Consider the following 25,126-nt stretch of genomic DNA (forward strand, 5'->3'; position numbering starts at 1 on the left):
TCACTTGATCTGGCTTTCCTTGTAGTAGCCGCTGTCGACCAGCACCTGCTTCCAGTTCGACGCATCCACGCTCACCGGCTTCAGCAGATACGACGGCACGACCTTGATGCCGTTGTTGTAGGTCTTGGTGTCGTTCACCTCGGGCGTCTTGCCCGAGAGCATCGCGTCCACCATGGCCACCGTCACCTTGGCCAGCTCGCGCGTGTCCTTGAACACGGTGGAGGTCTGCTCCTTGCGCAGGATCGACTTGACCGAGGGCACCTCGGCATCCTGTCCCGACACGACGGGCATCGGCTGCGAGCCCGAGCCGTAGCCCACGCCCTTGAGCGACGAGAGAATGCCGATCGAGAGGCCGTCGTACGGCGAAAGCACCGCGTCGACGCGGTCCTTGGTGTAGAAGGCCGACAGCAGGTTGTCCATGCGCGCCTGCGCCACTGCGCCGTCCCAGCGCAGCGTGCCGACCTTGTCCATGCCCATCTGCTTGCTGCGCACCACCAGCTTGCCGCTCTTGATGTACGGGTCGAGCACCGACATCGCGCCGTTGTAGAAGAAGAAGGCGTTGTTGTCGTCGGGCGAGCCACCGAAGAGCTCGATGTTGAACGGCCCCTTGCCGCTCTTCAGGCCCAGCGCCGCCTCGATCGACTGCGCCTGCAGCACGCCGACCTGGAAGTTGTCGAAGGTCGCGTAGTAGTCGACGTTCTTCGAACCCTTGATGAGCCGGTCGTACGCGATGACCTTCACGCCCTTGTCGGCGGCCTTCTGCAGAACGTCGGACAGCGTGGTTCCGTCGATGGCCGCGATGACGAGCACCTTCGAGCCCTTCGTCACCATGTTCTCGATCTGCGCGAGCTGGTTCGGGATGTCGTCGTCGGCGTACTGCAGGTCGGTCTTGTAGCCCTTGTCCTTGAAGTACTTGACCATGTTGGCGCCGTCGGCAATCCAGCGGGCCGACGACTTGGTGGGCATCGAGATGGCGATCAGGCCCTTGTCCTGCGCGTTGGCCAGCGGCGTGAAGCCGACGATGGCGAACGCGATGCCCGCGAGAGAGGCTTTGAGGAATTTGCGTTTCATGGGTGTGGGCTCTCAGTACTTGCGATTGGGAAACTCTTTCGCGGCAACTTCCATCGGGAAGATGCCCTCGACCGTCACGATGCGCTTGGGCAGCGTCTTGCCGTCCTTGATGTCTTTCACGGCCTGCATCAGCTGCGGCCCGAGCAGCGGGCTGCATTCGACCGACACGTTGAGCTTGCCGGCGATCATGGCCTCGAAGGCGCCCTTCACGCCGTCGATGGAGATGATCATGATGTCCTTCGCGGGCTTCAGGCCGGCTTCCTCGATGGCCTGGATCGCGCCGATGGCCATGTCGTCGTTGTGCGCGTACAGCACATTGATCTTCTTGCCCTCGGCCTTCAGGAAGGCTTCCATCACTTCCTTGCCCTTGGCGCGGGTGAAGTCGCCGGTCTGCGAGCGGATGATCTTGAACTTCGGGTCGGCCTTGATGATTTCCTCGAAGCCCTTCTTGCGGTCGATGGCCGGGGCCGAGCCCACGGTGCCCTGCAGCTCGACGATGTTCACTTCGCCCTTCTGGTCCTTCATCTTCTCGACCAGCCAGCGGCCCGCCTTGCGGCCTTCCTCGGTGAAGTCGGAGCCCATGAAGGTCACGTAGAGCGAGTCGTCCTTGGTGTTGACGGAGCGGTCGGTCAGCACCACCGGGATCTTGGCGGCCTTGGCCTCGCGCAGCACCGTTTCCCAGCCCGACTCGACCACCGGCGAGAAGGCGATCACGTCCACCTTCTGCGCGATATACGAGCGGATGGCCTTGATCTGGTTTTCCTGCTTCTGCTGCGCGTCGGAGAACTTGAGCTCGATGCCCGCGTCCTTGGCGGAGGACTTGATCGACTCGGTGTTGGCGGTGCGCCATTCGCTCTCGGCGCCCACCTGCGCGAAGCCGAGCACGAGCTTCTTCTGCGCGAGCACGGAAGCGGGCAGCAGCCCGCCGAGCGCGGCGGCGGCCAGGGCGGTGTTGAGGGTGCGGCGATTCATGGTCATGGGATGTCTCCTTCTTGATGATTCGAGGAATGCCGGTTGGCGTGGGTGATGAAAAACGAAACTGAAAGAACCCCGTCCGGTTCAGGCCAGCATGTAGCCGGTCTTCACCGTCGTGTAGAACTCCGCGGCGTGGCGCCCTTGTTCGCGCGGCCCGTAGCCCGACCCCTTGCGGCCGCCGAAGGGCACGTGGAAGTCCACCCCCGCGGTCGGCAGATTGACCATCGTCATGCCGACCACGGCATGGCGCCTGAAATGCATCGCGTGCTTCAGCGAATTGGTGCAGATGCCCGCGCACAGGCCGAAGGGCGTGTCGTTGCACAGCGCCAGCGCCTCGTCGTAGTCGTCGGCGCGCAGCACGCAGGCCAGCGGGCCGAAGATCTCCTCGCGCGCGATGCGGTGCGAAGGCTTGGCGAGAAAAAGCGCGGGGCTCATGTAGTGGCCGGCGGTGGCGCGCTCAAGCGCTTCGCCGCCCCAGACGTGTTCGGCGCCCTCTTCCCGCGCCACGTCGACCCAGGCGAGATCTTGCGCGAGCCGGTCTTCGTCGGCCACCGGGCCGATGTCGACGCCGCGCTCCAGCGCGTGGCCGATCTTCAGCGTCTTCAGGCGCTGGCGCAGCTTCGCCACGAAGGCGTCGTGCACCGCCGACTCGACGATGAGCCGGCTCGACGCAGTGCAGCGCTGGCCGGCGGAAAAATACGCGCCCTGCACCGCGCAATCGACGGCGCGGTCGAGGTCGGCATCGGCCAGCACCACCAGCGCGTTCTTGCCGCCCGTCTCAAGCTGCACCTTGGCGCGCCGCGTGGCGGCCGCCTGCAGGATGCGCTCGCCGTTGGCCATGGAGCCGGTGAAACTCAGTGCGTCGACCAGCGGGCTGTCGACCAGCGCCTGCCCCGCTTCACGGCCGCTGCCCATCACGAGGTTGAAAGCGCCGGCCGGCAATGCGGCGCGGCTGATGATCTCGGCCAGCGCCCAGCCGCAGCCCGACACCAGCTCGGCCGGCTTGAACACCACGCTGTTGCCATGGGCCAGCGCGGGCGCGATCTTCCATGCGGGCACCACGAAGGGCGAGTTCCACGGCGTGATGAGCCCCACCACGCCCACCGGCTCGCGTGTGACATCGACCTGCACGCCCGCGCGCACCGAGGCGACGTTCTCGCCTCCACCGCCACGCAGCGCCTCCCCGGCGAAGAATTTGAATATCTGTCCGGCGCGGGCCACCTCGGCCACCGCCTCGACCAGCGTCTTGCCCTCCTCGCGCGCCAGCAGCATGCCCAGGTCGTCCTTGCGGGAGAGCAGCTCGGTGCCGATGCGGTCGAGCACGTCGGCGCGCCGCTGCGGCGTGCTGTGGCTCCAGTGGGGAAAGGCTTCCGTGGCGGCGCGGATGGCGGCCTCGGCCTGGCGGCGATCGGCACGTGCGTACTCGGCCACCACTTCGCTGGTGTCCGAGGGATTGGCGCTCACACCGGTGGTCGCGCTGGTTTCCCAGCGGCCGTTGATGTACTGCCGCACGTTCTGATGAAGCTCGCCGTGGATCACCGGGGCCTGGACCTTGTCTCTGTTGTTCTTGGAATGCCAGAGTCTAGAAACAGATTTGATATCAATCCAATCGTTTTTTAAGCAAAATGGATATCGATCGCCGGATTCTGGAAAACCCGGTCAGTCCTTTGTTTAAAGCCCGGAGCCATGACCAACTACAACCACTGGTTCATCCGCGCCCGCCTCAAGACCCGGCAGCTGCTGCTGCTCGTGGCGCTGTCCGAGGAGGGCAACATCCATCGCGCGGCGCAGGTGCTCAACATGACGCAGCCGGCCGCCTCCAAGCTGCTGAAGGACCTGGAAGACGTCCTGGAGGTGCCGCTGTTCGAGCGCCTGCCGCGCGGCATGCGCCCGACCTGGTACGGCGAGACCATGATCCGCCACGCCCGCGTCGCGCTCGCGAGCCTCAACCAGGCGCACGACGAACTCACCGCGCTGAAAGCCGGCCGCTTCGGCCAGGTGAGCGTGGGCGCCATCACCGCGCCGGGCCTCACGCTGATGCCGCCGGCGGTGGCGATGGTGAAGCGCGAGCACCCCGACCTGCGCGTGTCGCTGGAGATCGAAACCAGCCCGGTGCTGATCGAGCGGCTGGAGCAGGGCAAGCTCGACATCCTGGTGGCGCGCCTCTTCGCCGAGCACGACAAGTCGCAGCTGCGCTACGAGGCGCTGAGCGAGGAACCCGTGTGCGCGCTGGTGCGCCCCGGCCATCCGCTGTTGGGCGTGAGCGGCCTCACGCTGCGCGACGTGGTCGGCGCCGGCTGGATCGTGCCGCCCGCGGGCAGCGTGCTGCGCCACCGCTTCGAGCTGATGTTCCAGGAGGAAGGCCTTGCGCCGCCCATCAACACCATCGAGAGCCCGGCGCTGCTCTTCATCACGCGCATGCTGCAGCAAAGCGACATGGTGGCCGTGCTCGCGACCGACGTGGCGCGCTACTACGCCTCGCACGGCATCGTGTCGCTGCTGCCGCTGGACATGCCCTGCCACATGGACGCCTTCGGCATCATCACGCGCACCGACCGGCTGCTATCGCCCGCGGCGAAGGTGATGATGAAGGCGCTGAAGACGGCGAGCGTCAGCGTCTACGGGCGCAAGCTGGAGATGGAGATCGACTGAGGGGCGAGACGCCCCGTCTCGGCTTCAGGTCCAGCCGGCATCCACGGTGAATTCCTGCGCCGTGCACATCCTGGCGTCGTCCGAAGCGAGGAACAGCACCATGCGCGCGATGTCCTCGGGCATCAGCTTGTCGGGCAGGCACTGGTTGCGCTTGAGGGCCTGTTCGCCCTCGTCGTCGAGCCACAACTTGACCTGCCGCTCGGTCATCACCCAGCCCGGCGACACGGTGTTGATGCGGATGCGGTCGCGGCCCAGGTCCACCGCGAGGCCGCGCGTGAGGCCATTCACCGACGACTTGGCGATCGCGTAGCAGGGGTAGCCCGAGCCCTTGGTCTGCCAGCCGGTGGAGCCCAGGTTGACCACCGAGCCGAAGCCCAGTTTGCGCATGCCCGGCACCACCGACTGGATGGCGAAGAGCGCGGGCCGCTCGTTGATGGCCATGCGGTTGTCGTAGTAGTCGGGCGTGACCGATTCGAGCGTGTGGCGGTCGTCGCTCGCCACGTTGTTGACCAGCACCGCGAAGTCGCCGAGCTCGGCGGCCGCATCGGCAATGGCTTTCTGCAGCGCGGCGATGTCGCGCACGTCGCAGGCGCGCCACCACGGCGCGGCATGGCCGGCCTTTTCGATCTGCTGCGCGAGTGCCACGCTGGCACCTTCGGCGATGTCGACGAAGGCCACGCGCGCGCCCTGTTCGGCAAACGCGGAGACGATGGCCGCGCCGATGCCGCTGCCGCCGCCGGTGACGAACACGGTGCGGCCCTTGAGGCTGGGATGGATGGAAAGCTGGGGGAATTCAAGAAAAGTCTCCGGGGTGGGCATCTCAATACATTGCAATATGCATATCAATCGATGCCGTGATTTTCAATTTCAGTTATCAATATGCCTTGATACGATCCGCCGCGTCAAGAAGACAGACACGAACAGGAAAGAAGACCAATGAGCAATGAGACAAGCAGCCCCGTTCCCTCTCCTTCCGTCATCGGCCAGGCCGAGTGCATCTGGCCGGCAGGCGCCAACCTGGGCGAAGGCACCATGTGGTCGCAGCGCGAGCAGGCGCTGTACTGGATCGACATCCTCACGCCGCGCCTCTTCCGCTACGACCCAGCCACCGGCGCACAGCGCACCTGGAATTTCGACGAGGAGATCACCGCGATCGCCGAGCGCGCATCGGAACCAGGCCTGTTCATCACGCTGCGCCGCGGCTTCGCGCTCTTCGACACCACCGCGCCCGGCGACGAGGCGAAGCCGCACTACCTGCACCAGCCCGAGCCCGAACGCGCCGGCAACCGCTTCAACGACGGCAAGTGCGACGCGCGCGGCCGTTTCTGGGCCGGCAGCATGGACTTCGACTGCAAGGCACCCACCGGCGCGCTCTACCGCTACGACGCCGACGGCCGCTGCACGAAGCACGACGACGGCTTCGAGGTGACCAACGGCCCGACCTGGTCGGGCGACGGCCGCACCATGTACTTCAACAACACGGTGCTCAACAACCTGTACGCCTACGACTTCGACATGGAAGCGGGCACCGTGTCGAACCGCCGCGTGTGGCACCGCTTTCCCAAGCCCGACGGCCTGCCCGACGGCATGACCACAGACGCCGCCGGGCGCCTGTGGATCGCGCACTGGGGCGGCTCCTGCGTCACCTGCCACGACCCGGTGAGCGCGGCCGAGCTGTGCCGCGTCGCGATTCCCGCGAGCCATGTCACCGACTGCGCCTTCGGCGACGCCGACATGCGCACGCTCTACATCACGACCGCGCGCAACAGCCTCACGCCCGGGCAAGAAGCGGCCGAGCCGCTGGCGGGTGGACTCTTCAGGGTGCGCATCGACAGCCCCGGCCTGCCGGCCGCGCTGTTCGCGGGCTGAGAAAAAAGCAGGAAGGAACGGCGTCGGCGTGGACGTTGGCGTCGTTCCGGCGGAAATCGCCCCGGCGCGGTGAGAGGACAATCGGGCAGCCCATCGCAAACCATACCCACGACCATGTCCCGCCTCGACGACCCCCTCCACGACGCCGAAATCGGCTCCCGCGACAGCACGCTCGACACCACCCGCATCGACGACGTGCGCATCGGGGCGGTCCGTCCGCTCATCACGCCCGCGCTGCTGCAGGAGCGCGTGCCGGTGCGCGACAACACGCTGGCGCTGGTCGAGCGCAGCCGTGCGGAGATCGCCGACGTGCTGCACGGCCGCGACGACCGGCTGGTGGTGGTGGTCGGCCCATGTTCCATCCACGACCACGACCAGGCCATCGAGTACGCGCTGCGCCTGAAGAAGGTCGCCGACTCGCTGCAGGACGACCTGCTCATCGTGATGCGCGCCTATTTCGAGAAGCCTCGCACCACCGTCGGCTGGAAGGGCTACATCAACGACCCGCACCTGGACGGCAGCTTCGCGATCAACGAAGGCCTGGAGCGCGCGCGCCGCCTGCTGCTGGAGCTCACCACGCTGGGCCTGCCGACCGGCACCGAGTTTCTCGACCTGCTGAGCCCGCAGTTCATCGCCGACCTGATCGCCTGGGGCGCCATCGGCGCGCGCACCACCGAGAGCCAGAGCCACCGGCAGCTGGCCTCGGGCCTGAGCTGTCCGGTGGGCTTCAAGAACGGCACCGACGGCAGCGTGAAGGTCGCGGCCGACGCCATCCTCGCGGCCCGCGCGCCGCATGCCTTCATGGGCATGACCAAGATGGGCATGTCGGCGATCTTCGAGACGCGCGGCAACGACGACTGCCACGTGATCCTGCGCGGCGGCAAGGCGCCGAACTACTCGGCCGCGGACGTCGCCTCGAGCTGCGAGGCCCTGCTGGCCAACGGCCTGCGGCCTCAGGTGATGATCGACGTCTCGCACGGCAACAGCAGCAAGCAGCATCAGCGCCAGATCGTGGTGGCCGAAGACGTGGCGGCGCAGATCGCGGGCGGCGAGCGGCGCATCACGGGCATCATGATCGAGAGCCACCTGGAAGAAGGACGGCAGGACCTGAAGCCGGGCGTGCCGCTGAAGCACGGCGTGTCGATCACCGATGCCTGCATCGGCTTCGCGCAGACGGTGCCGGTGCTCGAAGGGCTGGCGTCTGCGGTCAAGGCGCGGCGGCGCCTGTCGTCGAAGGCCTGACGGCGGCAGCTTTGGAGCGTTGGGGGTGGCAGTGTTCAAGGCCGCAAGGCCTTGAACACGCCGGGTGAATGGCGACAGCGGCTGGCATCGAGGCGGTCCCTGAGCGGTGTTGTTCCCCCTCCTTCTTTTTGCCTCTACCAGCGCCGAACCGCTGTCGGGACGCAGTGTGCCCACGCGCGGTGAAGTCGAGGTGAAGTGCGTGCGGGAGTTTCGTGAAACGATACTCGGCGTCTTTCATCGCGACACCCGCGCATCGCCTTTTCGGCGACGACATCCACACATCGCACATGCCAGCGCTTCTTTCTTCTTACATCGGCAATCTTCTTTCCAGGCTCTTCGCGGGAGACACGCCGCCGCAGCGAGCGACGAAGGGGCAGGCAGGCATCCATCCCTGGCTCCAGGTCGGTGAACAGGTGACTGCCGATGTGCTGGCGGACGGCAAGATCATCGCGAGGCTGGAGCACACGGCAACGCTGCCGGGACTGAAGAAGCGGCCCTCGGTGGTGTTCGATCTGCCCGCCGGGCTCAGGCAACTCGAGCTGCGCGGCTCGCACGTCGATGCGCAGGGCAAAGCCGCTTCGTTCAAGCGGCGCTGGTCCGTGCTCGACATGGCCCGGATCTCTCACCCTCTCTACGATCAGGGCAAGCCCCTGGTCGAGCGCATACGCGCCTTCGCCGATCTCTCCGGGCTGGTGGAACCAAGCGAGGCTCTCCTGCCCGCCGGCACCACTGCCGAAGCCGCCCTGCTCGAAGCCGAAGCCCGCCTCGGCACCGCACTGCCATCGCCTCTGCGCACATTGCTGGCCGAGGCTGACATCCGGATCGACAACTCGTACTTCCTGCCGCCCCATCGCCTGCAGACAGCCGAGGGCCTGCTGCTCGGCCTCGGGGGCTACGACAGCAGCAATGGCGGCTTCGAGGCCCTGCTGCCTCCCTCCGTCCTCGCCCGCTACCGCCGCAGCGTGGCGGTGTTCGTGGAGATCGGCGACGGCCTCGGCGCCCTCGCCTGGGACCCGGAGGGCGTGGTCCCCAACGAGCCGCCCAACATCACCGGCGACCAGGGCAACCCCGGCGCACAACCCGCGACGCCGAACGAGGGCGTCTGGTACTGGCTGCATCAGGAACGCATCGCCGAGCCCGAACTGCTGCTGGACGACGACTACAGGCCGCAGACGGCCGAAGCCGCGCTGACCAGCGTCTTCAAGCGCTTCGCCCTCTCGCAGGCCGACTCGCCCGAGACCGAAGCGCAGGTGCTGATCGACACGGCCCACCCGCGCAACCTGCTGCAGCTGAGCTTCGACGAGCCGAAAAAGCCGAGGCTATGGCTGCGCAGCTACGACTACCACTACAGCCTCTACTGACTCCGGCAGCACACATCGCCCCCTTACACTGCCGCCCATGAGTACGCAGGGAGCAACCTCCTCCGTGCCCGAGGGCACGCTCGCGGGCACCGTTGCCCCGCCCGGCATTGCCGACTCCCATGCCCAGCTGGTCCGCGAACGCCTGCTGCGGCGCATGTTCGTGATGGGTCCGCCCACGGTGCTGACGGCGCTCGCGGCGGCCATCGCGATGGCGGGGGTGTTCTTCTGGATGACGCGCGGCCCAGGCGCGCTGACCTGGGGCATCGCGACCTGCGCGCTGCTCAGCCTCCGGCTGGTGTTCATGCGCTGGAACGCACGCCTCTATCCCGAGCCCGAATTCACGCTGCGCCAGCCCGACGGCGCATGGCGCTTCATGCTGCCGCTGGGCACCTACATGGCCATGTGGACGCTGGCGCCCTGGGCGCTGATGCCGCCCGGCACCGAATCGCCCACGCGCATCCTGATCCTGCTGCTGGGCATGTTCGCGGTGCTGATGGGTTCGGTGCCGGTGATCGCCACCTGGCGTGCGATGGTCCCGGTGGTCACGATTCCGCTCACGCTGGGCGTGGTCACGCGCTTCGCGTGGATGGGGGGCACCGACGGCTGGTTCGCCTGCGTGGTCGGCCTGCTGTTCGGCGGCTCGATGGCTCGTTATGCGCTGTCGCAGCACCAGCTCATCCGGCGCAGCCTGTCGGACCAGATCGACAAGGAGCTGCTGAGCGAGCAGCTGATGCGCCAGTCCTTCGAGCTGCAGCGCCTGAACCGCGAGCGCAGCCGCTTCTTCGCATCGGCCAGCCATGACCTGCGCCAGCCGGTGCATGCGCTGGCGCTGTTCTCGCGCTCGCTGGAGCGCGACCTCGCGGACCACCCGCTCGCCCCCGTGGCCGGCCGCGTGGTGCAGGCGACCGACGCGGTGAGCGGCCTGCTCAACGCGATGCTCGACATCTCCAAGATCGACGCGGGCACCGTGGTGCCCCGGCCCATGGAGATCGCGGTGGACCCGCTCTTCCTGCGGCTCGCGCAGCTCTTCGAGCCCCGGGCCCAGCAGGCGGGCCTGTCGCTGCGCTTCCACACCGCGCCCGAGTGGCTGCAGACCGACCCCGACCTGCTGCTGCGCGTGCTGACCAACTTCGTCGACAACGCGCTCAAGTACACGCGAAGCGGCGGCATCCTCGTGAGCGCGCGGCCGCGCGGCGACCGCCTGCGCCTGGCCGTGTGGGACACCGGCCTGGGCATCGCACCCGAGCACCTGCCCCATGTGTTCGACGAGTTCTACCAGGTCGACAATCCGCAGCGCGACGTGGCGCGCGGGCTGGGCATCGGGCTGGCCATCGTCAAGCGGCTGGTCGATCTGCTCAGCGGCGAGATCGGCGTGCGCTCGCGGCAGGACCGCGGCAGCGTGTTCTGGGTCGACCTGCCGCGCCGGCCGCCTGCAGCCCCGGCGGCGCTCCCGGCACCTGCCGCCGCCCCAGACACCTCCAGCGCGGACGCCACCGAACTTCCGCTCGTGCCTCCGCGCGTGCTGCTGCTCGACGACGAGCAGCCCGTGGGCGAAGCCGTGCGCATGTGGCTGGCCCCGTACTGCGAGCGCATCGAGATCACCAGCCGCGTGGCCGACGCCTGCGCGCAGGTGCGGGCCACGCCCGATGGCTTCGACGCCTTCATCATCGACTTCCGCCTGGCCGACCCGCAGGACGGCATCCAGGCGACGGCCGAGCTGCGCCAGCTCGCAGGCCGCCGCGTGCCCACCATCCTCGTCACCGGCGACACCGACCCCGAGCGCGTGCGCGCGGCCTATGCCAGCGGCCTGGTCGTGATGTTCAAGCCGGTGCAGCCCGAGGTGCTGCTGCGCACGCTGCACCAGATCATCCGCAGCGAGGCTAGGGAGCGGAGCTGACCGACCGCCTCAGCCCAGCAGGCTGAACCGATGCTCCGTCGCGCTGTGAAAGCGCTCCCCCGGCCGCAGCACCGTCGACGGAAATTCCGGCTGGTTCGGCGAATCGGGGAAATGCTGCGTCTCCAGGCACAGCCCGTCTCCCTGCCGCAGGCTCGCGCCCGCGCTGCCGAAGAGGCTGCCGTCGAGGAAGTTGCCCGAATAGAACTGCACGCCGGGCTCGCTGGTGTGCACTTCCATCACACGGCCGGAATCCTCATGTTCCAGCCGGGCCGCGAGCGCGAGGCCCTGTTCGGCGTGGGCACGGTCCAGCACCCAGTTGTGGTCATAGCCATGGGCCCGCATCAGCTGCTCGTGGCCTTCGCGGATGCGCTCGCCGATGCGGGTCGCGGTGCGGAAGTCGAAGGGGGTTCCGCCGACGTCGGCTGTCCCCAGCGGAATCAGCGTCGCATCGACCGGGCAGTAACGGCTCGCGGCGAGCATCAGGCGGTGATCCATCACTGAGCCGCTGCCCGCGAGGTTGAAGTAGTCGTGGTGGCTCAGGTTCAGCACGGTGGGACTGTCGGCGATGGCGCTGTAGTCGATGCGCCATGTGTTCGCCCTGGTGCTCAGCGTGTAGCGCAGCGTGAGCCGCACTTCTCCCGGGTAGCCCTCCTCGCCGTCGGCGCTGGTGTAGCTCAGTTCGATGGCGATGGCGTCGCCTCCTGTCTGCTGCGCCGAAAGGGGCACGATCTCCCAGTAGCGCTTGCCGAAGCCCGTCGCGCCGCCGTGCAGGGAGTTCGGGGCGTTGTTCAGGCCCAGCTGATGCTCCTTGCCATCGAGCGTGAAGCGCCCGTCCGCGATGCGGTTCGCATAGCGGCCGACGATGGTTCCGAGGTGCGGATGCGGTCCCAGGTAGTCGGCCAGCGACGGCAGGCCCAGCACCACGCTGCCGCTGCGCCCATGCCGGTCGGGCACGCGCAGCGCGGTGACGATGCCGCCGACGTTGATGGCGCTCAGGCTCAGCCCCAGGCCGTTGTCGAGCGTGTATTCGGTGACCGTGCGGCCGTCAGGCATGCGGCCGTATTCGCGCGAGGCGATGCTGCTTTTCTGTTCTCGATTGCTCATGTGTCCGGTGATCAGGGAAAGAGTGCCTCGCGCGCGCACTGCGAGGCGGTGTGCAGCGCGATGCGGTCCTTGAGGTCGTGAAAGTCGGGCGGCTCGGTCGCGTGGGTGCGCAACTCGATGCGGTGGCCGGCCTTGGCGACCGTGTCGGCGAAGCGCTCCTGCAGCGCGTAGGGCGTGTTCCTGTCCTCGCGGTTGCCGATCAGCACGATGCGCCGCGCCGGGTCGCGCACGATGCCGCTCACATGGTCGAGCGGGTCGTAGAACTGCGTGCTGCCGGTGGTGTCGGTGCGGCCGTCCTTCGATCGGCCCAGCATGCGGGCGCGCTCCAGCAGCCCGTAGGCGCCCGATGTGAGCACCGCGCAGGCCACGCGCGTGCGTCCCATCGTGAGCAGCGCGGCGCCAGCCGTGGCGCCGCCGCTGTGGCCGACGATGACGATGCGCTGCAGCCGGTGGCGCTGCATGAGCGCGTCGAGCGCGGCATCGAGCGCATGGAACTCGACGAGCTGGCGGCGCTTGCGGTGATCGCCCGAGGAGCCGTAGGTGCCGGGCCGCGCCACGAAGATCCACGGCACGCCCGCGCGGTCGCGGCTGCGCTGCGCGTCGAGCGTGCGCAGCTCTTCGGTGTTCTCGGGAATGCGCGTGGGCGCCTGGTCCATCACGCCGTCGCGGTCGCCCGAGAACTGCACGATGGCGATGCGCGCGCCATCGATGTCGTCGCTCGCGAAGTAGCGGATGCACGACGGCCCCTCGGCGGTCTGTACCCACAGGAAACCGTTGCGGTCGGGGCAGCGGGCACGGTCGGCGGGCTGGTTCCAGTACAGCACGTCGTCGGCGCCGGCGGCGAAGACGCGCGGCACATCGGGCCCGGTGCGCTGGGCGCAAGCGGTCTGCGCCAGCGCCACGAACAGCAGCACGAAGCGCAGTCTTCGAAGCGTGTGCAGCAGCTTCATAGTCTTTGCAGGAGCTCCGGGATGCTGCCGAAGTCGCAGCCGACGCGATCGCCCTTCACCAGCACGAGGTCGCCATTGCGCAGCACGCCGCCCAGGTAGCCCGCGAGCTGCGCGGCGTCGTCGAAATGCGGGCCGAGCAGTTCACCCGGTACCTCCTCGCGCAGCCAGCGCATCTCGTCGCCGTGCGTCACCAGGTGCTGGATGCCCGAGGCCAGCAGCGGCGCCGCCAGGCTGCGGTGCATGGCCTCGGCATCCTTGCCGAGATTGACGATGCGCCCCAGCACGCCGATCTTGCGCAGCACCGGGCCGCTGTCGGCGCGCTGCCAGGTGCGCACGAACTCCATGGCGTTGCGCATCGACATGACCTCGGCGTTCCAGCTGTCGTCGATCAGCGTGGCCTGCACGCCGGCCTGCGTGCGCAGCGCGCGCACCTGCATCACCGAGGCCGGCAGGCGAACATGCGGCATGCGCGCGCAGGCGGCTTCGCCGTCGAAGCCCATGGCCAGCAGCGCCGCGAACGCGAGCAGCGAATTGCGCACCAGCCCCGCGCTCTCGACCGGGAACAGGTACTCGAAGGTGCGCCCCGGCACGGCAACGCGCACCCGGCATCCGCCGCCGGGCTCGGGCCGGGTGTCGATCAGTCGCACGTTGGCGTCCGGCCCGCTGCCCACCACCCAGATCGCGCCGGCCGTCAGCGCCGCGGTGTCGACCACCTGGCGCAGGCATGGAATGTGGTCGGGCACGATGGCCACGCCGCCGGGCTCCAGTCCGAGGAAGATGCGCGACTTGTACGCGGCCGTGAGTTCGAGCGTCGATGCCTGGCGGGTCTGGGAAAGGCCGATCTCGGTGACGATCGCCACGTGCGGCCGGGCCACCAGCGAGATGGGCCCACGGTCCATCCACAGGCTGCTCTGCGCCATTTCGAGGATGCACACGTCCACGTCGGGGCCGAGATTCGCCAGCATGGCGGGCACGCCGACGCGCGAGTTGTAGTTGTCGATGGTGGTGTGAACGCGCGCACGCTCGGGCAGCAGGTCGCGCACCATCGCGATGGTGGACGACTTGCCCACCGTGCCGGTCACGCCCACCAGCAGGCCCTTGTAGCGTTCGCGCGCGGCGCGGCCCATGGCGATCATCGCGGCGATGGGGTCTTCCACCTGCAGCAGCGGGAAGGCCGCGTCGAGCCCTTCGACCGGGCGCGCGACCACGGCGCCGGCCAGTGCGGAATACAGCCGGGGCAGTTCGAGATGCCGGTCCCAGTTTTCGGCGCGCGGCTTGCTGTAGCTCTCGTGCACGGCCAGCGTGCGGAAGTCGGACGCGATGAAGAGCGAAGGCTTCGGCAGCAGCCCCATGTGCACCGGCCCGCGCACCACCGAGTTGGCGAACCAGCCCGGCGGCGGCTCCACAAGCCACCGGCCGCCCGTTGCCTGTTGCAGCTGTTCGGCCGTCCAGACCGGCTCGGGGCTGGCGCCGGGGCGGTCGGCCGCGAGCACGGGCGCGGGGCGCTGCGGCAACGGCGTGGGCATCTCCGGCACGCGCAGCCCGCACCATAGCGCGAGACGCCGTGCCGGCGGGAGCTCGGGCCATTCGCCGCGCACGCTCACCGCGAGTTGCAGCACGTCGCTTTCGAGCAGACCCGCGCGCGGCGGCCGCAGGCCATAGCGGTCGCGGTAGATGCGCCCGGGTTCCCAGCGGCTGGTGGGCCACATCCAGTCGCAGGGGTCGTGGTCCATGCCCTCGCCCCACGCCGGCATGCGGGTGCTGCGCATCGGCAGCGCGCGGAAGTGCAGGCGCAGGTCGGCGGCGACGGGTGCGTCGACGCTCCAGAACGATTCGACCCACAGCATGCGCCGCCCGACGATCTGCCGCGGCACGCAGCGCAGCCCGACCAGGCGCAACGGCCCGAACTGCAGCGGCGCGATGCGTGCTTCTTCGGGCACCGCATCCACCAGCCACTCCGGCCGAGGCTCGGGCAGGGCCGCAATGGCGCGGGCAGGCTGGAAGGCCGGCGCGCCGGCACTGGCCGGGTCCGCATGGAACGCGGGCCGCTCGGGCGGCGACAGGCGCACCGTGCAACGCCCGCCCGGCAGCTGGCTCATCTGCGTGCCGAGCGCGCCGCACTGCACGGCGAAGCGTTCGCTCAGCGCCCGCGCCTCGTCGCCTTCGAGCTGCCGCGAGAAGCCGAAGCCCACGCCCACGGGCGTGAACATCACCTCCTCCACGCCGCGTGGGCTCAGCTTCAGCGTGAAGACGCCGGAGTCGGCGAAGTCGTTGCGCACCGAATCGAACAGCAGGTCGCCGGCGTCGTGCAGGATCGGCCTGCCCTTGTAGGTCTCGATGCCCTGCAGCACGTGCGCCGACGTGCCGAGCACCGCGTCCGCCCCGGCATCGACGATGGCATGGCCGACGGCGATCTCGGCCTGCGTGGGTTCGGTCTCGAGGTTGGCGCCCCAGTGCACCGCCACCAGCACCACATCGGCCTCGCGGCGCGCGGCCTCGATGCGCGGCGTGAGCGTGGCGGTCCAGGCGGCGGGGTCCTCGAGCGGCAGCCACGCGGCGCCCGCGCGCTCGGCGCTGGCGGCAAAGCGCGGCTGCGTGGCGTCGAGGGAGAAAAGCGCCACGCGCACGCCGCCCGCGCGGCGGAAGGCCGGGCGCAGCGCGGCCTCCAGGGTGCGGCCGGTGCCGGCGTGGGCGATGCCCGCGACCTGCAGCAGGGCCTGCTGCTCCATCAGTGCCTCGGGGCCGTAGTCGCCGCTGTGGTTGTTGGCGGTGGCGACCATGCCGATGCCGGCCTCGGTCAGCACCGCGAGCATCTCGGGTCGGGCACGGTAGTAGTACGGGCCGGCCTCGCCCTTGTCCACCCCCTGCTCGCCGACGGTGGCGACAACGCATTCGAGGTTGACGATGCCGAGGTCGGCTTCGCGCAACGCGGCGATGTCGCCGAGCATCCGGTGCGCGCCGCCGAGGTCCTTCAGCCGGTAGTGCTGGCGGCGCGAGAGGTTCACGTCGCCGCCCCATGCGACGGTGCCGGTGGCGCTGCCGGCGGCATCAACCGCTGCTGCGCCCTCGCCCGCCTTCAGCATGCGGTGGTACGCCACGTAGCCCGAGAGGTAGTGCTCCACGTCGTCGATGCGCACGCGAAAGCTGTGGTGCTTGATGAAGAACGATCCGGCGATGCGCGCCGGATTGCGGAAGAACATCGCCAGCTCGGGCCAGAAGTGGCCGTTGGCGAGGTAGCGCGCGCGGTATTCGAGCGCGCGGTCGAACCTGTCGCGGTCGAGCCCGGCCAGCAGGGGGCGCAGCTCGGGGTCGGCCTCCAGCCGCAGCACCATGTCGCGCGCGGCCATCATCAGTTCGAGCAGCGTGGGGAAGGTGGTGATGCGCTCCAGCACGAAGTCGAGATAGCCCGCCACGTTCTGCAGGCCGAAGCGGTAGTAGCGCAGCTCGGGCCTGTAGCGCGTGAGCTCGTTGACGCAGTAGCTCAGCCAGTGGTCGTGCGCGCGCCAGTGCTCGGCGGCAATGAAGTGCTCGAAGGCCTTCTCGACCACCGCGAGCCAGCGCGCGTCGCGCGTGAGGCCGTACAGGCGCATCAGCCCGAAGGCAGCCTCGCCGTCGTAGTAGATGACCCGGAACTTGTCCTTCACGTCGAGCGCGGGCGCATTGAGCACGTGCACGAAGCTGCCGGTCTCCGGGTCCTGCATGTGGCGGATGCCGAGCGCGAGCTGCTCCAGCAGCGGCAGGTATCGCTCGTCCCCAGTGAGCTCGGTGTACTTGACCAGCGCGAGCAGGCACACGGCATTGCCGCCGAGCTTGATCTCGCTGCCGATGTCCAGCAGGTAGGCCGCGCGCGTGCCGTCGGGCAGGTTGGCCGGGCGGATCAGCGTACCGGCAAGGAAGGCCAGCGAGCGGTCGATGGCGGCCTTGAGCGTGTCGTTGCGCGTGAGCTCCCACGCTTCGAGCATCGCGTAGGTCGAGCTTGCGTGGCGCAGCGTGTTATAGGTGGGAATGGTGCGGTCGAAGCAGGGGAACCAGCCGTAGTGGAACTCGCCTGTGGGCTTGACCTGCGCGGCGAGGTAGTTGCCCGCGTCGTCGATCAGCGCATGCACCTGCCGCGCGTTCCAGTCGCCCAGTTCGCGAAAGCCCGCGGCCTGCCCTTCGGCGGTGATGGGCCACGCGCCATTGGCATCGACGTACACGGCCCGCGTGGTGAAGCACCACACCGGCGCCGCGTCGTCCGAAGGAAAGTCGAGCTCGCGGCCGAAGCGCCGCTTGGTGTGCAGCCGCAGGTTGCCGGTGTTGGGCTCTGCGTGCTCCACGTCGCCGTTGTAGAGCACCGCGCTGCCGTGCATTTCCTGCGCGAGCAAGGCGAACTCGAAGCGAGCATCGAAGGCGATGCCCTCGTTGAAATAGTTGCGCTTGGTCTGCGCCAGCCTTGTCTGCAGCTCGCCCCAGCTCATGGGCACGACCTTGTCGACGACCTCGGCGCGCAGTCGCTGCGGCGGCTGCGGGCCGCGCCTGGCCTGCGTGGTGATGGCGTCGGCTGCGGCGCGCCATGCGGCGTCGATGTCGGCGCCCCGGCCCGAGGCCACGCGGGCCCGGCTGTTGTCCTCGCCGATGGCGAAGAAGACCACGCACCCCGCCTCGGCGGTGGCCGGTGCCGCAGAGGGCAGCACGCCCGCCGGGTCCGCCAGGGCCTGCCTGGCGCGGTTCAACAGATCTGCAAGTGGATTCTTCGGGTCGTGATTCATGCAGCCGCGAATGATGACAGGCCGGGGCACGGCCCGCCATCCCGTCGATCCATGGGATTTGCGCGCAGCCTGACCGGTGGCTGACCGTCGTTCGTCTTGCCGAGCAACCCGCGCTCGGACGAACGCGACCTCAGGCCCAGGCGTCCATCACTGCTTCTCTCACCGCCTCGACCGCAACGGGCCTGCGCGCGCCAGCCGGCGCAACCCAGCACAGCCACGTATGCGAACGCCATCCCTTCCATATCGCGAGCTCGCCGTTGCGCTCGCCCTGCTCCGCCTGGTCGAGGCGCATCAGCCCCGCGCCCATGCCGCTCGCGACCATGCTGCGAATCGCGCTCTCGCCATCGGCCGTGCGGCCCTGGCGGTATTCGCGGCCCGCGCCCGCGAAGAGCTTCTCGAGATGCACGCGCAGGATGCATGAAGGCGGCGTGCCCACCCATGGCAGGCTGGTGATCTCGTCGAGCGACAGTTCCGGGTTGGCTTCGGCCACGGGCGGCGGCAGCGCCACCACAAGGTCGACCGCGCCGAGGCGGCGCAGCTCCAGCCCCTCGAGGTGCTCTGCGTCGCTGAGCACGTAGGCACAGTCGAGGTCGCCGCGCTGCACGGCCGACAGCGTCTCGTACGACAGCCCCTGCCTCAGCTGCAGCGCCACCTGCGGATGCCGCTGCGCCAGCTTCACCAGCACCTCGCCCAGCCGCAGCGCGACCGGATCGACGACCGTGCCGAAGCGCACCACACCCTGCGCCGCCCCGCGCAGCTGGTCGGCCGCCGAGCGCATGCGCATCGCGGAAGCCAACGTACGCTCGGCCTCATCGAGCAGGCTCACGCCCGCCTCGGTGAGCGACATGCCGCGAGGCGTGCGCTCGAACAGCTTCACGCCGAGTTCGTCCTCCAGCGCCTTGAGCTGGGCGCTGACTGCCGGCGCGCTGGTGAACACGCGCTCGGCGGCCCGGGTCAGGCTGCCCTCGCGGGCGATGGCGACGAAGGTCTTGAGTTGGTAGAGCTCCATGGCTGCCGATTGTGAGCGCCGGCGCCGGATGCGTCCGTTCGCTTTTTTGGAGCCCCCTGTCCAAAGATGCGAATGGAAATTCCGGCCTTCGGCGCCGATTCTCGGGACATCGATTCATCGCAAGAAAAGGCTGGTTTCCCATGTCCCGTCGCCAACGCATCGCCGGCACCGCCGCGCTGCTGCTCGCCACCTCCGGGTGGGGTTCCCTGTTCCTCGTGAGCAAGGGCGTGCTCCACCATGTCGAACCCGTGTGGTTCACGCTGATCCGCTACACGCTGTCGGCGCTGCTCTTCGTGCTGCTGGTCCTGCCGCGCGGCGCCGCCCCATGGCGCAAGCTGCGCCAGCATGCGGGACCGCTGGCGCTGCGCGGCGCCGCGGGCTTCGGCGTGTTCAGCGTCATGCTGCTGGTGGGGCTCGCGCATTCGGTGCCTTCGCATGGAGCGGTCATCATCGCCACCACACCCATGACCACGCAACTCGTGCGCTGGGTGCTCGACGGCGTGCGCCCATCGCGAACCACCCTGCTGACCAGCGCGCTGGCGCTGCTGGGCGTGGCGACGGTCTCGGGGCTGCTGCTCGGGGGCGCAGGATCGGCGAGCGGATCGAGCACGCTCCTCGGCGACGCGATCGCTTTCGGCGGCACGCTGGGCTGGGTCTGGTACACGCGCGGCACCACGCGCTTTCCGGAACTCGACGTGATCGAGTACACCGCGCTCACGGTGCTGGCCTCGTGGCCCGTGCTGCTGGCGGCGGCCGTCGGCGCTTCGCTGCTGGGCTGGTCCGCAGTGCCGAGCGCGGAGGGCCTGCGCCTGTCATGGCACGCGCTGCTTTTCGTGGGCGTGGTGCCTTCAGCCATCTCGGTGCTGGCTTTCAACTACGGCGTGCGTGCGCTCGGTGCCGTCACGGGCACGGCGTTCCTCAACTTCGTGCCGGTGTCGGCGCTGCTGATGAGCGCGGCAATGGGCAGGCTGCCCACGGTGGGCGAGGCCGCCGGCATGGCGATGGTGATCGCCGCGCTGCTGATCCATACCGCATCGAGCCGCAAGGCTTCCGCCGCAGTGGCTGCACCGATCGCGCCTCCGCAGCAGAATTACCGGACCTGTGGAGCCACACCCTCATGAGCATCAGCGACAGCAGCCCCCGAAGCCATCTTTTCGAGCCTCTTCGGCTCGGCCCCCTCCAGATCGACAACCGCATCGTCATCGCGCCGATGTGCCAGTACTCCGCCACCGAAGGCACGCCGGGCGACTGGCACCTGATCCATCTGGGCCATCTGGCGCTCTCCGGCGCGGGGCTGCTGATCATCGAGGCGACGGCGGTGGAGGCCGAAGGGCGCATCTCGCCCGGCGACCTCGGGCTGTACTCCGATGCCAACGAAGAAGGGCTGGCCAGGGTACTCCACGCGATGCGCGCGCACTCGCCGGTCAAAGTCGCAATCCAGCTCGGCCACGCGGGGCGCAAGGCTTCGAGCCGCGCGCCGTGGGAAGGCGGCAAGCAGATCCGCCCCGGCGAACCCGGCGGCTGGAAGGCCTGGGCGCCTTCGGCCGTGCCACACGCACCCGGCGAAGACCCGCCGATCGCGCTCGACGCGGCCGGGCTGGCCCGCGTGCGCGAGGCCTTCGTGGCCGCCGCCCGCCGCGCAGCACGGCTGGGCCTCGACGGCATCGAGATCCATGCGGCGCACGGCTACCTGCTGCACCAGTTCCTCTCGCCCATCGCCAACCACCGCGAGGACGAATACGGCGGCAGCCTGGAGAACCGACTGCGCTTTCCGCTCGAAGTCTTCGACGCGGTGCGCGAGGTATTCCCCGCCGACCGGCCGGTGTGGGTGCGCGTGTCGGCCAGCGACTGGGTGCCCGGCGGCTGGGACCTGGACAGCACCGTCGCCTTCTCGCAAGCGCTCCAGGCACGCGGCTGCGCGGCCATCCATGTGTCCAGCGGCGGCGTGTCGCCGCAGCAGTCGATCACGCTGGGCGCTGGCTACCAGGTGCCGTTCGCGCAACGCATCAAGGCCGAGGTCGGGCTGCCGACCATCGCGGTGGGGCTCATCACAGAACCCGCGCACGCCGAAGCCATCATCGCCAACGGCCAGGCCGATGCGGTGTCGCTGGCGCGCGCGATCCTCTATGACCCGCGCTGGCCGTGGCATGCGGCTGCCGAGCTGGGCGCGCGGGTGAAGGCGCCCCACCAGTACTGGCGCTCGCAGCCGCGCGAGTTCAAGGATCTGTTCGAGAACGCGGCTTTCGGCGCGCGGTAGGCCGCCCCGTTGCCCTTAACATGCCGGCCGGCGTTGCGTGCCAGCCGGCATGTGCGCGTTCACCGACTCCATCCGACGCGCATGAAGCAGCCCTCCTCTCCGCCGACCGCCACGCCCCTGGAAGCACTGGGCATCGTGGCACTGTGCTTCGGCTGGTTCATCATCGGCTCGCTGTGGTCGGTGAGCGCCGGCTTCCGCGACGCTTCATTCGACGACGCCTCGCTCTTCGGCATCGTGGCCTTCGAGCTGTTCGTTGGCCCGATCGCCCTGCTCATTCTGCGCAGCCGGGGCTATGCGGTGCGCGACCTGCTGCCCTCGCCTTCGCTGAAGGGCTGCGGCGTGGGGGCGCTGCTGTACCTCGCTGCCCTGCTGGCTTCCGTGATCGTGCTTTCACCGCTCGCCGACGGCGCGGCCACGCAGCCTATTGAACGCATGATGGAAGCGGCGCGGCCTTCGATGGCGATGGTCCTCGCGCTGTCGGTAGTCAACGGCCTGTACGAAGAGATCTTCCTGCTGGGCTATCTGCAGAAGGGCCTGCGCCACCACGGCGCCTCCTTCGCGCTGGGCGTGAGCGTGCTGGTGCGGGTGCTGTACCACCTCTACCAGGGGCCGCACGGCGCGCTGTCGCTGGCGGTGGTCGGCATCGTGTTCGGCGTGTTCTACCTGCGCACCGGCTGGCTCTGGCCGGTGGTGTTCGCGCACATGCTCGCGGACACGCTGCCCTTTCTCTGAACCGGCCCGCCGCACGCAGCCGCCCCTCAGGCCGGCCTGAGGGCGCTCAGCCAGAACAGCTTCTGTCGCATCGAAAGCAGTTCGCCGCCTTCGATGCGGCGGTGCAGGTGCTCCAGCGCGGGCCGGCACGCGTCGACGCCGAATTCGGGGCAGACATAGGGCACCTGCTTCAGGTACCACGCGAAGGCGTCGATGTCGGCGAAGGCGATCAGCTTGGCGCCCTCCGCGCCGTCCTCCACGGCGAAGCCTGCGCGCTCCAGCTGCGCGACGGCGGTGTCGAGCTTCCAGCGCGGCTGCGTGGGCATCGACAGGCCGAGCAACGCGTAGCAGTCGGCGTTGAAGTCGGACGCGACCTGCTGGGTGACGAAGCGCCCGCCCGCCGCGAGGATGCGATGGACCTCGGACGGCACGAAGGACTCGTGCCGATTGACGACGAGGCGGAACGAGGCATCAGCAAAGGGCAAGTGCGGCAGGCGCGCCTGCCCGGCGCCATCCTGCTGCGATGCGTTGTCGTCCGCGCCCTCGACCTCGACCACTTCAACGCCCAGCGGCGCCAGCCGTTCGCGCGCGACGGCGACGTTGGGCGCCCATCCCTCGGTTGCCACGGTGCGCGGCGGACGGAAGGCCAGGCGGCTGAGCCATTCGCCGCCGCCCGTGCCCATGTCGAGCAGGTCGGGCGACCGGCGCGCGTGCGCTTCGACGGTGCGCTCGAAATGCCATGGCGGCGGCGCCGTGGTGATGCGGCCGCCGAAGGACAGATCCCAACCGACGAGCAGGCTGGCCTGCGCCTGCCGCAGTAGCTCGTCGAAGCGGCCGTGCGTCGCGCCGGCCTTCACTTCAGCTCGCGGTAGAAGAAGGTGGTGTCGCAAGGCTCGCCCTGCGGCAGCAGCGCGAAGCCGGGGATCGTTCCCACCCGCACCCAGCCCGAGCGTTCGTAGAGCCGCTCGGCGTCGGCACTCGACGTGTCGAGCACCAGCAGCGTCTTGCCGCGCTCACGCGCCACCCGTTCGGCCGCCTTCATCAGCAGCCCGCCGACGCCGCGGCGGCGCGCGCGGCGGTGCACGAGCATCTTGGCGACCTCGCCGCGGTGCGGCTGGTTCTCGGGCTGCGCGAGCACCACCTGCACCGTGCCGAGGATGCCTTCCTCGTCCTCCGCCACCAGCAGCGCGCGTTCGCCGCTGTCCACGCCGGCGGCCACGTTGCGCCAGAAGGCCTGCGCGCGCTCCTCGCTCAGCGGGTGCATGAAGCTCACCGAGGCGCCGCCATCGACGCAATCGGCCAGCACGGCGGAAAGGTCGCGCAGCTGCGCTTCGGAAATGGTGTCCAGCAGGCGGATGGCCGGGGCGGTGCCGGCGGAAACGGTCGTCATGCTCATCTCCAGGAAGAAGGGGCGGTCGCGATCACCACGGCGTAGCGGGTGCTCTTGCGCGAGGGGTTGTGATAGCTGGTCGGGCGGTCGAGCACCATCGCCAGACAGTCGCCGGTGGCGAGCCGGTGCTGCTCGTCGCCCACCGTGAGTTCGATGACTCCATCGAGCACCCACACCTGCTGGTGGATGAGTGGCTCGCGCGCCGAGGTCTCGTAGGCCACACGCGCGCCGGGCGGAAACTCCACCTCGACGATCTGGATCGGCGACGCGAAGCCGCTGGGCGACACGTTTCTGCGCAGGTAGCCGGAGTGCGGATCGCGCCACTGCAGTTGGTCGGCCAGCCGCGAGACCGGATCGGCAGCCGGCGCCGGCGCCTCGAACAGCGAAGCCAGCGACACGCCGAGGCCGGTCGCGAGCTTTTCGAGCACCACGGCGGTGGGGCTGCTTTCGCCGCGCTCGATGAGCGAGATCATCGAGCGGCTCACGCCGCAGTGCGTGGCGAGCGCATCGAGCGAGAGGCCCCTTGCCGCGCGCAGGTCTCGCACACGCTGGGCGATTCGGTCGTTGAGGCCGGACGGGGTTTCCGCCTCGGCCGATTCCTTGATTTCCTTCATATTGGATGAAATGTCCACCATAAAGGAAATCACGTCAAGCCCGCCGGCAGGCTCCTCCGGTCAGCGCGACGGCCCGACCAGCGCAGCGCGCGCGGCCTCGGAGGGAAACACGCAGGCCACATCGTGCGCGCAGCCCGGCACCACCACGACCTCACGGCGCTTGTCCGGCGCAAGCAGCTTGCGGTCGTACTCCGCATAGGCCAGGCCGCGCTGCATGCGGAACGAGCCTTGCGCAAGAGCAGCGCATGATTTGTCGAGCACGCGGTACGCGGTGCCCTTGGCATCGTTGCTGTCGAGCGCGCCTTCCAGATAGCTGATGTCGGCCTGCGCGTACTGCTGGCGTGCTTGTGCTGCGGTGCGGCCGAGCCAGGCGGGCAGGTCGTCGGTGCCGTATTTCCAGCGGTTCATCTGCGGACATGCTGCGTCGTCGGGCACGGCGAAGCCGGTCACGGAAGCGCCGTCGGCGGAGAACTGCGGGCGCACCGGGTCGAAGTAGAGCCAGGTGCTCGGGTCAGCGACCACGTAGCGCATGGCCGGCTTGCCGTCGTGCTGCGTGAAGGCGATGTAGCGCTGCACGAATTGCCCGCCGGCCGAGAAGCCCGCGACGGTGATGGTGCGCAGGCTGGGCCAGCGCTGCGCGATGTCGGCCACCAGCGCGTCCATCACGGCGAAGGACCCGACGCGGTTGCCCGAGGCCGAGCGCGCGCCTTCGAGCCAGGAGCCGCAGGTCCACAGCAGGTCTCCGGGTTGCGCGACAGGCACTCCCACTGTGTTGCAGCGGCCGGCCACCGCCTTGTCGGCCGCGACCTGGAAGAGCGGCGCGATCACCAGCGTGTCGCCGAGAGCATCGGCGTTGCGAAGGGTGCGCAGCGCGGCTTCGAATGTCTTGTTGGCATCGCGCGAATGGCCGTGCATGGCGATGAGCGCGCGGGTCGGCCCGGCGGGAGCGTCTGGATCGAGCGACGAGTAGTAATGCAGCGCGCCGCCGGCCCCCGGCGGCGCGAAGCTGCGGAAGCAATCGGCAGCGGCCGAATTCAGGCAGGTAGACGCATCGGCCGTTGCCGCATCCGCAGGCCATGGCGTGATGCATGCGACGGCGAGGGCCAGGGAAAGGAACCGTCTGTGGCTGAGCATGTTCTTGCGACTCCCGGGATGGAACGGAATGGAAGCGGATTCTCTGCCCGCCGCATCCAGCGAAGCTGACTTGCACCGCAGCTTTACATAGCGATTTGCTCTGCCGAAGCGCTTCTCTTCGAACACAAATTCGGCAACAGGA

At 68.9% G+C, this 25,126-nt stretch carries 20 protein-coding genes; 8 read left to right on the forward strand and 12 right to left on the reverse strand.

Annotated features, from left to right (window positions below):
- From chvE to AC1VNX_RS29030, 3 genes are all read right to left on the reverse strand, one after another.
- Complete coding sequence (chvE, locus tag AC1VNX_RS29020; protein ID WP_483161004.1) at nucleotides 1-1,071, reverse strand: multiple monosaccharide ABC transporter substrate-binding protein; 1,071 nt, start codon at nucleotides 1,069-1,071, stop codon at nucleotides 1-3.
- 12 nt (nucleotides 1,072-1,083) lie between these two features.
- Nucleotides 1,084-2,049: an ABC transporter substrate-binding protein gene (locus AC1VNX_RS29025; protein ID WP_483161005.1), complete on the reverse strand. Its 966-nt coding sequence runs from the start codon at nucleotides 2,047-2,049 to the stop codon at nucleotides 1,084-1,086.
- A gap of 81 nt (nucleotides 2,050-2,130) precedes the next feature.
- Nucleotides 2,131-3,585, reverse strand: coding sequence for an aldehyde dehydrogenase family protein (locus tag AC1VNX_RS29030; protein WP_483161006.1), 1,455 nt, complete (start codon nucleotides 3,583-3,585; stop codon nucleotides 2,131-2,133).
- A 147-nt stretch (nucleotides 3,586-3,732) separates the two neighbouring features.
- Between AC1VNX_RS29030 and AC1VNX_RS29035 the strand changes: the two genes are divergently transcribed.
- The gene (locus AC1VNX_RS29035) at nucleotides 3,733-4,698 is read left to right on the forward strand and encodes a LysR family transcriptional regulator (protein ID WP_483161007.1); all 966 of its coding nucleotides are present in this window, start codon (nucleotides 3,733-3,735) and stop codon (nucleotides 4,696-4,698) included.
- A gap of 24 nt (nucleotides 4,699-4,722) precedes the next feature.
- On the opposite strand, the gene AC1VNX_RS29040 is transcribed toward AC1VNX_RS29035, so the two are convergent.
- Nucleotides 4,723-5,517, reverse strand: a complete 795-nt coding sequence (locus AC1VNX_RS29040; RefSeq protein ID WP_483161008.1) for an SDR family NAD(P)-dependent oxidoreductase — start codon at nucleotides 5,515-5,517, stop codon at nucleotides 4,723-4,725.
- Between the two features lie 117 nt (nucleotides 5,518-5,634).
- Here AC1VNX_RS29040 and AC1VNX_RS29045 point away from each other — a divergent pair, with 117 nt between their 5' ends.
- The 4 genes from AC1VNX_RS29045 to AC1VNX_RS29060 all read left to right on the forward strand — a co-directional run bounded on the left by AC1VNX_RS29045 (nucleotide 5,635) and on the right by AC1VNX_RS29060 (nucleotide 11,067).
- Nucleotides 5,635-6,567: an SMP-30/gluconolactonase/LRE family protein gene (locus AC1VNX_RS29045; protein ID WP_483161009.1), complete on the forward strand. Its 933-nt coding sequence runs from the start codon at nucleotides 5,635-5,637 to the stop codon at nucleotides 6,565-6,567.
- 114 nt (nucleotides 6,568-6,681) lie between these two features.
- Nucleotides 6,682-7,809 (forward strand): 3-deoxy-7-phosphoheptulonate synthase, encoded by a 1,128-nt coding sequence (locus AC1VNX_RS29050; protein ID WP_483161010.1) that lies wholly within the window; start codon nucleotides 6,682-6,684, stop codon nucleotides 7,807-7,809.
- Nucleotides 7,810-8,021: 212 nt separating this feature from the next.
- Nucleotides 8,022-9,170 (forward strand): hypothetical protein, encoded by a 1,149-nt coding sequence (locus AC1VNX_RS29055; protein WP_483161011.1) that lies wholly within the window; start codon nucleotides 8,022-8,024, stop codon nucleotides 9,168-9,170.
- 37 nt (nucleotides 9,171-9,207) lie between these two features.
- On the forward strand, nucleotides 9,208-11,067 hold the full coding sequence (locus tag AC1VNX_RS29060) for an ATP-binding response regulator (protein ID WP_483161012.1): 1,860 nt from the start codon (nucleotides 9,208-9,210) through the stop codon (nucleotides 11,065-11,067).
- 9 nt (nucleotides 11,068-11,076) lie between these two features.
- On the opposite strand, the gene AC1VNX_RS29065 is transcribed toward AC1VNX_RS29060, so the two are convergent.
- The 4 genes from AC1VNX_RS29065 to AC1VNX_RS29080 all read right to left on the reverse strand — a co-directional run bounded on the left by AC1VNX_RS29065 (nucleotide 11,077) and on the right by AC1VNX_RS29080 (nucleotide 18,878).
- Complete coding sequence (locus AC1VNX_RS29065; RefSeq protein WP_483161013.1) at nucleotides 11,077-12,171, reverse strand: aldose epimerase family protein; 1,095 nt, start codon at nucleotides 12,169-12,171, stop codon at nucleotides 11,077-11,079.
- 11 nt (nucleotides 12,172-12,182) lie between these two features.
- Entirely contained in the window at nucleotides 12,183-13,121 is a 939-nt protein-coding gene (locus AC1VNX_RS29070; protein ID WP_483161014.1) for an alpha/beta hydrolase family protein, read from the reverse strand.
- Nucleotides 13,118-17,869, reverse strand: a complete 4,752-nt coding sequence (locus AC1VNX_RS29075) for a CapA family protein (RefSeq protein WP_483161015.1) — start codon at nucleotides 17,867-17,869, stop codon at nucleotides 13,118-13,120. The genes AC1VNX_RS29070 and AC1VNX_RS29075 overlap by 4 nt, the downstream gene beginning before the upstream one ends.
- Nucleotides 17,870-17,999: 130 nt before the next feature.
- A complete protein-coding gene (locus AC1VNX_RS29080) occupies nucleotides 18,000-18,878 on the reverse strand; it encodes a LysR family transcriptional regulator (RefSeq protein ID WP_483161016.1) in 879 nt (292 codons plus the stop codon).
- A 140-nt stretch (nucleotides 18,879-19,018) separates the two neighbouring features.
- On the opposite strand from AC1VNX_RS29080, the gene AC1VNX_RS29085 reads away from it, so the two are divergent.
- From AC1VNX_RS29085 to AC1VNX_RS29095, 3 genes are all read left to right on the forward strand, one after another.
- Entirely contained in the window at nucleotides 19,019-19,999 is a 981-nt protein-coding gene (locus AC1VNX_RS29085) for a DMT family transporter (protein WP_483161017.1), read from the forward strand.
- On the forward strand, nucleotides 19,996-21,135 hold the full coding sequence (locus AC1VNX_RS29090) for an NADH:flavin oxidoreductase/NADH oxidase (protein ID WP_483161018.1): 1,140 nt from the start codon (nucleotides 19,996-19,998) through the stop codon (nucleotides 21,133-21,135). The genes AC1VNX_RS29085 and AC1VNX_RS29090 overlap by 4 nt, the downstream gene beginning before the upstream one ends.
- Nucleotides 21,136-21,216: 81 nt before the next feature.
- Nucleotides 21,217-21,867 carry a CPBP family intramembrane glutamic endopeptidase gene (locus AC1VNX_RS29095; RefSeq protein WP_483161019.1) on the forward strand — a complete coding sequence of 217 codons (651 nt, stop codon included), beginning with the start codon at nucleotides 21,217-21,219 and terminating at the stop codon, nucleotides 21,865-21,867.
- 26 nt (nucleotides 21,868-21,893) lie between these two features.
- Here the strand turns inward: AC1VNX_RS29095 and AC1VNX_RS29100 are convergent, their stop codons facing one another.
- From AC1VNX_RS29100 to AC1VNX_RS29115, 4 genes are read right to left on the reverse strand one after another with little or no spacing between them, the layout of a single operon-like run.
- Complete coding sequence (locus AC1VNX_RS29100) at nucleotides 21,894-22,703, reverse strand: methyltransferase domain-containing protein (protein WP_483161020.1); 810 nt, start codon at nucleotides 22,701-22,703, stop codon at nucleotides 21,894-21,896.
- The gene (locus AC1VNX_RS29105) at nucleotides 22,700-23,242 is read right to left on the reverse strand and encodes a GNAT family N-acetyltransferase (protein ID WP_483161021.1); all 543 of its coding nucleotides are present in this window, start codon (nucleotides 23,240-23,242) and stop codon (nucleotides 22,700-22,702) included. The genes AC1VNX_RS29100 and AC1VNX_RS29105 overlap by 4 nt, the downstream gene beginning before the upstream one ends.
- Nucleotides 23,239-23,850 (reverse strand): helix-turn-helix domain-containing protein, encoded by a 612-nt coding sequence (locus tag AC1VNX_RS29110; protein ID WP_483161022.1) that lies wholly within the window; start codon nucleotides 23,848-23,850, stop codon nucleotides 23,239-23,241. Before AC1VNX_RS29110 ends, AC1VNX_RS29105 begins: the two co-directional genes overlap by 4 nt.
- A 60-nt stretch (nucleotides 23,851-23,910) precedes the next feature.
- Nucleotides 23,911-24,984, reverse strand: coding sequence for an alpha/beta hydrolase family protein (locus AC1VNX_RS29115; RefSeq protein WP_483161023.1), 1,074 nt, complete (start codon nucleotides 24,982-24,984; stop codon nucleotides 23,911-23,913).
- Nucleotides 24,985-25,126: the final 142 nt, after the last annotated feature.

The organism is Variovorax sp. TLI9-5A (genome assembly GCF_056867935.1).

Coding starts and splice junctions, on each gene's coding strand:
- chvE (WP_483161004.1), bottom strand. CDS start 1,071: ATGAAACGCAAATTCCTCAAAGCCTCTCTCGCGGGCATCGCGTTCGCC.
- AC1VNX_RS29025 (WP_483161005.1), bottom strand. CDS start 2,049: ATGACCATGAATCGCCGCACCCTCAACACCGCCCTGGCCGCCGCCGCG.
- AC1VNX_RS29035 (WP_483161007.1), top strand. CDS start 3,733: ATGACCAACTACAACCACTGGTTCATCCGCGCCCGCCTCAAGACCCGG.
- AC1VNX_RS29040 (WP_483161008.1), bottom strand. CDS start 5,517: ATGCCCACCCCGGAGACTTTTCTTGAATTCCCCCAGCTTTCCATCCAT.
- AC1VNX_RS29045 (WP_483161009.1), top strand. CDS start 5,635: ATGAGCAATGAGACAAGCAGCCCCGTTCCCTCTCCTTCCGTCATCGGC.
- AC1VNX_RS29050 (WP_483161010.1), top strand. CDS start 6,682: ATGTCCCGCCTCGACGACCCCCTCCACGACGCCGAAATCGGCTCCCGC.
- AC1VNX_RS29060 (WP_483161012.1), top strand. CDS start 9,208: ATGAGTACGCAGGGAGCAACCTCCTCCGTGCCCGAGGGCACGCTCGCG.
- AC1VNX_RS29065 (WP_483161013.1), bottom strand. CDS start 12,171: ATGAGCAATCGAGAACAGAAAAGCAGCATCGCCTCGCGCGAATACGGC.
- AC1VNX_RS29070 (WP_483161014.1), bottom strand. CDS start 13,121: ATGAAGCTGCTGCACACGCTTCGAAGACTGCGCTTCGTGCTGCTGTTC.
- AC1VNX_RS29075 (WP_483161015.1), bottom strand. CDS start 17,869: ATGAATCACGACCCGAAGAATCCACTTGCAGATCTGTTGAACCGCGCC.
- AC1VNX_RS29080 (WP_483161016.1), bottom strand. CDS start 18,878: ATGGAGCTCTACCAACTCAAGACCTTCGTCGCCATCGCCCGCGAGGGC.
- AC1VNX_RS29085 (WP_483161017.1), top strand. CDS start 19,019: ATGTCCCGTCGCCAACGCATCGCCGGCACCGCCGCGCTGCTGCTCGCC.
- AC1VNX_RS29090 (WP_483161018.1), top strand. CDS start 19,996: ATGAGCATCAGCGACAGCAGCCCCCGAAGCCATCTTTTCGAGCCTCTT.
- AC1VNX_RS29095 (WP_483161019.1), top strand. CDS start 21,217: ATGAAGCAGCCCTCCTCTCCGCCGACCGCCACGCCCCTGGAAGCACTG.
- AC1VNX_RS29105 (WP_483161021.1), bottom strand. CDS start 23,242: ATGAGCATGACGACCGTTTCCGCCGGCACCGCCCCGGCCATCCGCCTG.
- AC1VNX_RS29110 (WP_483161022.1), bottom strand. CDS start 23,850: ATGAAGGAAATCAAGGAATCGGCCGAGGCGGAAACCCCGTCCGGCCTC.
- AC1VNX_RS29115 (WP_483161023.1), bottom strand. CDS start 24,984: ATGCTCAGCCACAGACGGTTCCTTTCCCTGGCCCTCGCCGTCGCATGC.